Source organism: Paraburkholderia xenovorans, from assembly GCF_046030735.1.
Classification (GTDB): domain Bacteria; phylum Pseudomonadota; class Gammaproteobacteria; order Burkholderiales; family Burkholderiaceae; genus Paraburkholderia; species Paraburkholderia xenovorans_A.
Window position 1 is genome coordinate 1 of the sequence record NZ_JAQQBV010000113.1, and the last position, 618, is coordinate 618.

Here is a 618-nt window from a genome sequence, read left to right on the forward strand (position 1 = left end):
AATCGCTTCTGCCGCGCAACATCAGTTTTCGAGATATCCCCTTCGTCACTCATTTTGCTCATAGCAATTTTCCGTTGGTTGATTAGCTAGATTGAAGTGACGGTTCGTCGTCAACTTCCAATATGTCTAACGCCTCTTCGCCAGCTAGTGTCGGACAGAGAAGATACGGCTCTGTACCCTCGAACACTGGCCCCTCAATCCGCACAAAGCCCGCGTTTTCCAAAGCTCGGGCTGTGCGCGACAGCTGCGCCCGCGAGACCTGCTGATGCTCAACGCATTGGGCGAGCAGGCGCCGGGCTGGCGCGCCTAGCGCACGCAACGCTATCGCAGATTCGCGCGCAGCATCGTCGGATTCGTGCACCAGAAGCATGGTCGTTTTCCGTTCTATTTCGCGAGCCGCGAACCCGTGCGGACCCCAGCCACAAACTTGCGTTGCAGGAAGAACCCGACGATGAGCGCGTCCCACGCAACCCCGATGCTTCTCCAAAACAGGACACACCACTTCGTTCCGTTGTCGGGCAGCGTCAAGAGCACGCCGGACGACACGACGACAGAACACAGCGCAATGATCCACGCGGCGCTCACACAGGTCGAAAGTCGTTCGACATTCATGTGGCT

At 57.6% G+C, this 618-nt stretch carries 1 protein-coding gene; it reads right to left on the bottom strand.

The window, feature by feature from the left end; translation table 11 throughout:
• Positions 1-384: 384 nt before the first annotated feature.
• The coding region (locus PQQ51_RS34355; RefSeq protein WP_408501627.1) for a hypothetical protein at positions 385-618 on the bottom strand (234 nt) is incomplete at its 5' end.